Below are 7,500 nucleotides of genomic sequence, written 5' to 3' on the forward strand. Positions count from 1 at the left end.
ATAGCGAAACGCAGACCATCTTCCATCGCGATGGTTTTGATCAGAGTGACAGTCATCTGGATGTTGTCACCTGGCATTACCATTTCAACGCCTTCTGGCAGCTCGCAGTTACCAGTCACGTCAGTAGTACGGAAGTAGAACTGTGGACGGTAGCCTTTGAAGAACGGAGTATGACGGCCGCCTTCTTCTTTGCTCAGAACGTACACTTCAGCGGTGAACTTGGTGTGCGGCTTAACGGTACCTGGCTTAACCAGAACCTGGCCACGCTCAACGTCGTCACGCTTGGTGCCACGCAGCAGAACGCCGCAGTTCTCGCCAGCACGACCTTCGTCGAGCAGCTTGCGGAACATTTCAACGCCGGTGCAGGTGGTTTTCTGAGTGTCGCGCAGACCAACGATCTCAACTTCTTCCTGGATGCGAACGATACCACGCTCAACACGACCAGTTACCACGGTGCCACGACCGGAGATCGAGAATACGTCTTCGATAGGCATCAGGAACGGCTTGTCGATAGCACGCTCTGGCTCTGGGATGTAGGTGTCCAGAGTTTCTACCAGCTTCTTAACAGCGGTAGTGCCCATTTCGTTGTCGTCTTGGCCGTTCAGAGCCATCAGAGCCGAACCGATGATGATTGGAGTGTCATCACCTGGGAAGTCGTAAGTGCTCAGCAGATCGCGCACTTCCATCTCAACCAGTTCCAGCAGCTCAGCGTCGTCAACCATGTCAGCCTTGTTCAGGAAGACAACGATGTACGGAACGCCTACCTGACGGGACAGCAGGATGTGCTCACGAGTTTGTGGCATCGGACCATCGGCAGCCGAGCAAACCAGGATCGCGCCGTCCATCTGGGCAGCACCAGTGATCATGTTTTTGACGTAGTCGGCGTGACCTGGGCAGTCAACGTGCGCGTAGTGACGAATGTTCGAGTCGTACTCTACGTGCGCAGTATTGATGGTGATACCACGAGCTTTTTCTTCCGGGGCGCTGTCGATCTTGTCGAAGTCAACACGAGCCGAACCGAAAACCTCGGAGCAGACGCGAGTCAGAGCAGCAGTCAGAGTGGTTTTACCGTGGTCAACGTGACCAATGGTACCAACGTTGACGTGCGGCTTATTACGTTCGAACTTTTCCTTAGCCATCGAAATCACCCCTAGGAGAAGAATTGAGCAAGTCACACAAGCCATTAAAACAAAGGCAGATATTTTCATATCTGCCTTGTTATATGGAGCTCTTGAGCGGATTTGAACCGCTGACCTCACCCTTACCAAGGGTGTGCTCTACCAACTGAGCTACAAGAGCGAAACACTTTGCACAACCTGCAAACTTGGAGCGGGTAGCGGGAATCGAACCCGCATCATCAGCTTGGAAGGCTGAGGTTCTACCACTAAACTATACCCGCGGAGCTTGCAGCTCACGCTAAAATCTGGTGGAGGGGGAAGGATTCGAACCTTCGAAGTCGTAGACGTCAGATTTACAGTCTGATCCCTTTGGCCGCTCGGGAACCCCTCCTAAGCGAGGCAGCATTCTATACTATGCCACCCTTCTGTCAAGCATTTTCTCATTAAAAACCTGAGGTTAGCTGCGTTGACCTCGCTTCGCTGCGTCTACCTCTAGAGGTCTTCACTGCGGAGCGGGCGCCATTCTATGCAAACTATTCGACAGTTGCAATGCCTTCGCATGACATTATTTTATGTTTTAACTCATTGAATTCTTTAGCAAGATTCTGCAGCAGCGAATCATCCAGCAAATGCTTGCTTTCAGGCGCCACGCGCAGCCAATAACCAGAAGCATCGGGCGGACTCAGAGACTTCAACCGAGCCTCCACACCCAATGCCGACAGGCGCTGCTCGAGCATTTGAGCCTGATCACGACGAGCAAAACCGCCTATATAGAGGCAATCACCGCGAGCATCACCCTCCTTGTCACGCCTGGCGACTGCGTCAGACGACTCACTCAACAAGCGAATATCCTGCTGGGACCCTTTATAAAGCGTCAGAGGCGTTACTTCCTTGGCACGCAAAGGCGCCTCCTGCTGATGCCAGACGTAATAGAACACATTGAGAACCAGGAGCAGCAGGAACAACCAACGCATAAAAACCTCAGGACAATGGGCACGCCATAGCCAATCCAACAAAAACCAGATCCGGGACCACTCGCCCCTGCGGCACGACACCAGAAACCAGGTCAGCATCACCACCAGTGAGGAACACCACGAAATCATCCCCCCAATAGTCGCGCGCCAGCTCCAGCTGAGTCAGCACAAACCCTCTCAGCATCAATGAGCAGCCGCGCTCTACCGCTTCAACTGTCGTACGCCCCGGCAACAGATTGACCAGCGCGCGCTCGGCAGACAAATCGTCATAACGAATTCGACGAGTGTGGGTCCTCAGCTGATTACGCATCAACGGCATCCCTGGACAGATAAAACCACCCAGATGCTCACCATCCGCCGCAATGAAGTCCGCAGTAACGGCCGTTCCAAAATCGAGCACCAGACAGGCACCAGCTGCAAGGCGAAATCCCCCCAGCATGGCAAGCCAGCGATCCAGGCCAAGTCGCTCGAACTCCTCATAACCATTTCGTACGCCGGCCATTTCTTTCGCAGGCGCAGCACAGACCACCGCCACACCAAAAGCCTGCACCAACATGGAAGTAAGCTTGTTCGTCTCTTCGGCTGTGCGCACGCTGACCAAGCGGCAGCGGGTCAAGACCAAACCGCTTAGCGTACGCAGATGCCCCACCAAAGCGTCATCGGAATCAACCACACCCTCAGCAAATACCCCAAGCGCGGCATTGCCCAGAACACGCCACTTAATGAAGCTGTTTCCACAGTCAAGCTCAAGAATCATCGCGCAACCTCAAGCTGAGCTCACCACCGCTGTAGACCTTCTCAACCCCATCCACCTTCAATCGCAATGCACCCTGCTGATCGATGCCCATAACAACACCGTCTATTTTATTGACCCCAGCAATCAGAGACACCGCACTACCTTGCCACAAGTGATTCTGCTCCCACTCCTCTTGAATAGAGGAAAAGCCCTGGGCCTGGTGGCGCTCCAGGTAAGCCTTCAGCATCATGCTCAGTCGAGCGACCAACTGGTTGCGATCAACCTGCTTGCCGGACTCAAGCCGCACAGAAGTCCACTGCTGATCAACCTCGTCGGTTTTCTGCATGTTGACGTTGATGCCCACACCCAGAACCACATGACAGACATCAGCAGGATCCCCAACCAACTCCAACAGGATGCCGGCGATTTTTTTGCGCCCTACCAAAACATCGTTTGGCCACTTCAGGCCCGCATCAGCAATCCCAAACTCGCGCAAGGTTTGCATGACCGCCAGCCCGACCACCAAGCTGAGCCCTTCAAGCTGGCGCATTCCACCATCAATACGCAGTACGAGGCTGTAATAAACATTTTCTGCAAAAGGGCTCGCCCATTTGCGCCCTCTCCGACCACGCCCCGCCGTCTGACGCTCAGCGAGCACCAGGAACGGCGCGGGCACGCCACGCTCGACAGCCCTCAGAGCTTCAGCATTTGTAGAGTCAACGGAATCGAAAGCCAGCACAGTCCAAGGGCAATCCTTTGACTGCTCGTAAATATCAGCCGGGCTCAGGAGCGTCAGCGGAGCCGCCAGTTGATAACCGCGGCCGCGAACTTTATGGATGGAGAGCCCCAGATCAGCCTCCAATTGCTGCAACTGCTTCCACACGGCACTGCGGCTAATACCCAAGGCAGCACCAAGGGCCTGGCCCGAGTGAAACCGCCCATCCTTCAGAAGCTCCAACAATGTCAGCATGCAGATCTCGCCTCACAATGAGGCAGGCATGATAGCCATGCCTAAGGCTGTTGCATAGAAAGCGTGACAGACACAATCAAGCAGCTAGCGGCTGCAATTCGGAATGGTTTTTCTGCGCGCAAAAGACAAAACCCCAACTGCTTTCGCAATTGGGGTTTCGGAATTTAATCTTGACGATGACCTACTCTCACATGGGGAAACCCCACACTACCATCGGCGATGCATCGTTTCACTTCTGAGTTCGGGATGGGATCAGGTGGTTCCAATGCTCTATGGTCGTCAAGAAATTCGGTGTGCCGACTCGTCTTTCGACGCTTCGGCAAATTGGGTATGTAATAGCTTTGTGGTGTTTTGTGAGCGGTGCAAACTTTCGGTTCATTTCGTCTTCACACACCGCAACTCGCTCTTAAGCAAATTGCTTGGGTGTTATATGGTCAAGCCTCACGGGCAATTAGTATTGGTTAGCTCAACGCCTCACAGCGCTTACACACCCAACCTATCAACGTCGTAGTCTTCGACGGCCCTTTAGGGAACTCAAGGTTCCAGTGAGATCTCATCTTGAGGCAAGTTTCCCGCTTAGATGCTTTCAGCGGTTATCTTTTCCGAACATAGCTACCCGGCAATGCCACTGGCGTGACAACCGGAACACCAGAGGTTCGTCCACTCCGGTCCTCTCGTACTAGGAGCAGCCCCTCTCAAATCTCAAACGTCCACGGCAGATAGGGACCGAACTGTCTCACGACGTTCTAAACCCAGCTCGCGTACCACTTTAAATGGCGAACAGCCATACCCTTGGGACCGGCTTCAGCCCCAGGATGTGATGAGCCGACATCGAGGTGCCAAACACCGCCGTCGATATGAACTCTTGGGCGGTATCAGCCTGTTATCCCCGGAGTACCTTTTATCCGTTGAGCGATGGCCCTTCCATACAGAACCACCGGATCACTAAGACCTACTTTCGTACCTGCTCGACGTGTCTGTCTCGCAGTCAAGCGCGCTTTTGCCTTTATACTCTACGACCGATTTCCGACCGGTCTGAGCGCACCTTCGTACTCCTCCGTTACTCTTTAGGAGGAGACCGCCCCAGTCAAACTACCCACCATACACTGTCCTCGATCCGGATAACGGACCTGAGTTAGAACCTCAAAGTTGCCAGGGTGGTATTTCAAGGATGGCTCCACGCGAACTGGCGTCCACGCTTCAAAGCCTCCCACCTATCCTACACAAGCAAATTCAAAGTCCAGTGCAAAGCTATAGTAAAGGTTCACGGGGTCTTTCCGTCTAGCCGCGGATACACTGCATCTTCACAGCGATTTCAATTTCACTGAGTCTCGGGTGGAGACAGCGCCGCCATCGTTACGCCATTCGTGCAGGTCGGAACTTACCCGACAAGGAATTTCGCTACCTTAGGACCGTTATAGTTACGGCCGCCGTTTACCGGGGCTTCGATCAAGAGCTTCGCGTTAGCTAACCCCATCAATTAACCTTCCGGCACCGGGCAGGCGTCACACCCTATACGTCCACTTTCGTGTTTGCAGAGTGCTGTGTTTTTAATAAACAGTCGCAGCGGCCTGGTATCTTCGACCGGCATGGGCTTACGGAGCAAGTCCTTCACCCTCACCGGCGCACCTTCTCCCGAAGTTACGGTGCCATTTTGCCTAGTTCCTTCACCCGAGTTCTCTCAAGCGCCTTGGTATTCTCTACCCAACCACCTGTGTCGGTTTGGGGTACGGTTCCTAGTTATCTGAAGCTTAGAAGCTTTTCTTGGAAGCATGGCATCAACCACTTCGTCACCTAAAAGGTAACTCGTCATCAGCTCTCGGCCTTAGAATCCCGGATTTACCTAAGATTCCAGCCTACCACCTTAAACTTGGACAACCAACGCCAAGCTGGCCTAGCCTTCTCCGTCCCTCCATCGCAATAACTAGAAGTACAGGAATATTAACCTGTTTTCCATCGACTACGCTTTTCAGCCTCGCCTTAGGGACCGACTAACCCTGCGTCGATTAACGTTGCGCAGGAAACCTTGGTCTTTCGGCGTGGGTGTTTTTCACACCCATTGTCGTTACTCATGTCAGCATTCGCACTTCTGATACCTCCAGCAAGCTTCTCAACTCACCTTCACAGGCTTACAGAACGCTCCTCTACCGCATCACTTACGTGATACCCGTAGCTTCGGTGTATGGTTTGAGCCCCGTTACATCTTCCGCGCAGGCCGACTCGACTAGTGAGCTATTACGCTTTCTTTAAAGGGTGGCTGCTTCTAAGCCAACCTCCTAGCTGTCTAAGCCTTCCCACATCGTTTCCCACTTAACCATAACTTTGGGACCTTAGCTGACGGTCTGGGTTGTTTCCCTTTTCACGACGGACGTTAGCACCCGCCGTGTGTCTCCCATGCTCGGCACTTGTAGGTATTCGGAGTTTGCATCGGTTTGGTAAGTCGGGATGACCCCCTAGCCGAAACAGTGCTCTACCCCCTACAGTGATACATGAGGCGCTACCTAAATAGCTTTCGAGGAGAACCAGCTATCTCCGAGCTTGATTAGCCTTTCACTCCGATCCACAGGTCATCCGCTAACTTTTCAACGGTAGTCGGTTCGGTCCTCCAGTCAGTGTTACCTAACCTTCAACCTGCCCATGGATAGATCGCCCGGTTTCGGGTCTATACCCAGCGACTAAACGCCCTATTAAGACTCGCTTTCGCTACGCCTCCCCTATTCGGTTAAGCTCGCCACTGAATATAAGTCGCTGACCCATTATACAAAAGGTACGCAGTCACAGAACAAAGTCTGCTCCCACTGCTTGTACGCATACGGTTTCAGGATCTATTTCACTCCCCTCTCCGGGGTTCTTTTCGCCTTTCCCTCACGGTACTAGTTCACTATCGGTCAGTCAGTAGTATTTAGCCTTGGAGGATGGTCCCCCCATATTCAGACAAAGTTTCTCGTGCTCCGTCCTACTCGATTTCATGACTAAGAGATTTTCGCGTACAGGGCTATCACCCACTATGGCCGCACTTTCCAGAGCGTTCCGCTAATCTCAAAGCCACTTAAGGGCTAGTCCCCGTTCGCTCGCCACTACTAAGGGAATCTCGGTTGATTTCTTTTCCTCAGGGTACTTAGATGTTTCAGTTCCCCTGGTTCGCCTCTTGCACCTATGTATTCAGTACAAGATAACCATCTTATGATGGCTGGGTTCCCCCATTCAGACATCTCCGGATCAAAGTCTGTTTGCCGACTCCCCGAAGCTTTTCGCAGGCTACCACGTCTTTCATCGCCTCTGACTGCCAAGGCATCCACCGTATGCGCTTCTTCACTTGACCATATAACCCCAAGCAATCTGGTTATACTATGAAGACGACATTCGCCGAAAATTCGCAATGCTCATGAGAGCAACTCACAAATTTTACCTTAGCCTGAATAAACACCAGTGAAAGTGCCATTCAGTCTATCTTTCTATCACATACCCAAATTTTTAAAGAACGATTCTGATAAAGATCAGAAATCAACATTCATCGCCGTTCTGGCGGAATGCTCATTTCTAAGCTTTAAACGATGGAGACCAATCTGTAATGGTGGAGCCAAGCGGGATCGAACCGCTGACCTCCTGCGTGCAAGGCAGGCGCTCTCCCAGCTGAGCTATGGCCCCGTATCGCTACAGGGTGCACCAGTAATTGGTGGGTCTGGGCAGATTCGAACTGCC

Annotated in this window: 4 protein-coding genes, 5 tRNA genes and 2 rRNA genes (1 of these 11 only partly in view); all 11 read right to left on the bottom strand. The window is 52.7% G+C overall.

Annotated features, from left to right (window positions below; translation table 11 throughout):
• The coding region (tuf, locus tag ACTJKT_RS31115; RefSeq protein ID WP_440790353.1) for an elongation factor Tu at nt 1-1,139 on the bottom strand (1,139 nt) is incomplete at its 3' end.
• Between the two features lie 84 nt (nt 1,140-1,223).
• Nucleotides 1,224-1,299: transfer RNA gene (locus ACTJKT_RS31120), tRNA-Thr, on the bottom strand.
• 26 nt (nt 1,300-1,325) lie between these two features.
• Nucleotides 1,326-1,399 (bottom strand) — tRNA-Gly (locus tag ACTJKT_RS31125).
• A 25-nt stretch (nt 1,400-1,424) separates the two neighbouring features.
• A tRNA-Tyr gene (locus ACTJKT_RS31130) sits at nt 1,425-1,509 on the bottom strand.
• Nucleotides 1,510-1,651: 142 nt separating this feature from the next.
• Nucleotides 1,652-2,092, bottom strand: a complete 441-nt coding sequence (locus ACTJKT_RS31135; protein WP_440790393.1) for a hypothetical protein — start codon at nt 2,090-2,092, stop codon at nt 1,652-1,654.
• A 7-nt stretch (nt 2,093-2,099) separates the two neighbouring features.
• Nucleotides 2,100-2,849 (bottom strand): pantothenate kinase, encoded by a 750-nt coding sequence (locus ACTJKT_RS31140; RefSeq protein ID WP_440790395.1) that lies wholly within the window; start codon nt 2,847-2,849, stop codon nt 2,100-2,102.
• On the bottom strand, nt 2,839-3,798 hold the full coding sequence (gene birA, locus ACTJKT_RS31145; RefSeq protein ID WP_440790397.1) for a bifunctional biotin--[acetyl-CoA-carboxylase] ligase/biotin operon repressor BirA: 960 nt from the start codon (nt 3,796-3,798) through the stop codon (nt 2,839-2,841). The genes ACTJKT_RS31140 and birA overlap by 11 nt, the downstream gene beginning before the upstream one ends.
• A gap of 168 nt (nt 3,799-3,966) precedes the next feature.
• Nucleotides 3,967-4,082, bottom strand: a 5S ribosomal RNA gene (gene rrf / locus ACTJKT_RS31150).
• Nucleotides 4,083-4,228: 146 nt separating this feature from the next.
• Nucleotides 4,229-7,120, bottom strand: a 23S ribosomal RNA gene (locus ACTJKT_RS31155).
• A 250-nt stretch (nt 7,121-7,370) separates the two neighbouring features.
• Nucleotides 7,371-7,446 (bottom strand) — tRNA-Ala (locus ACTJKT_RS31160).
• 26 nt (nt 7,447-7,472) lie between these two features.
• A tRNA-Ile gene (locus ACTJKT_RS31165) sits at nt 7,473-7,500 on the bottom strand (it continues 49 nt past the right edge of the window).

Origin of the sequence: Pseudomonas sp. 22526 (assembly GCF_052044735.1) — a bacterium.
GTDB lineage: Bacteria > Pseudomonadota > Gammaproteobacteria > Pseudomonadales > Pseudomonadaceae > Aquipseudomonas > Aquipseudomonas piscium.

Coding starts and splice junctions, on each gene's coding strand:
- ACTJKT_RS31135 (WP_440790393.1), bottom strand. CDS start 2,092: ATGCGTTGGTTGTTCCTGCTGCTCCTGGTTCTCAATGTGTTCTATTAC.
- ACTJKT_RS31140 (WP_440790395.1), bottom strand. CDS start 2,849: ATGATTCTTGAGCTTGACTGTGGAAACAGCTTCATTAAGTGGCGTGTT.
- birA (WP_440790397.1), bottom strand. CDS start 3,798: ATGCTGACATTGTTGGAGCTTCTGAAGGATGGGCGGTTTCACTCGGGC.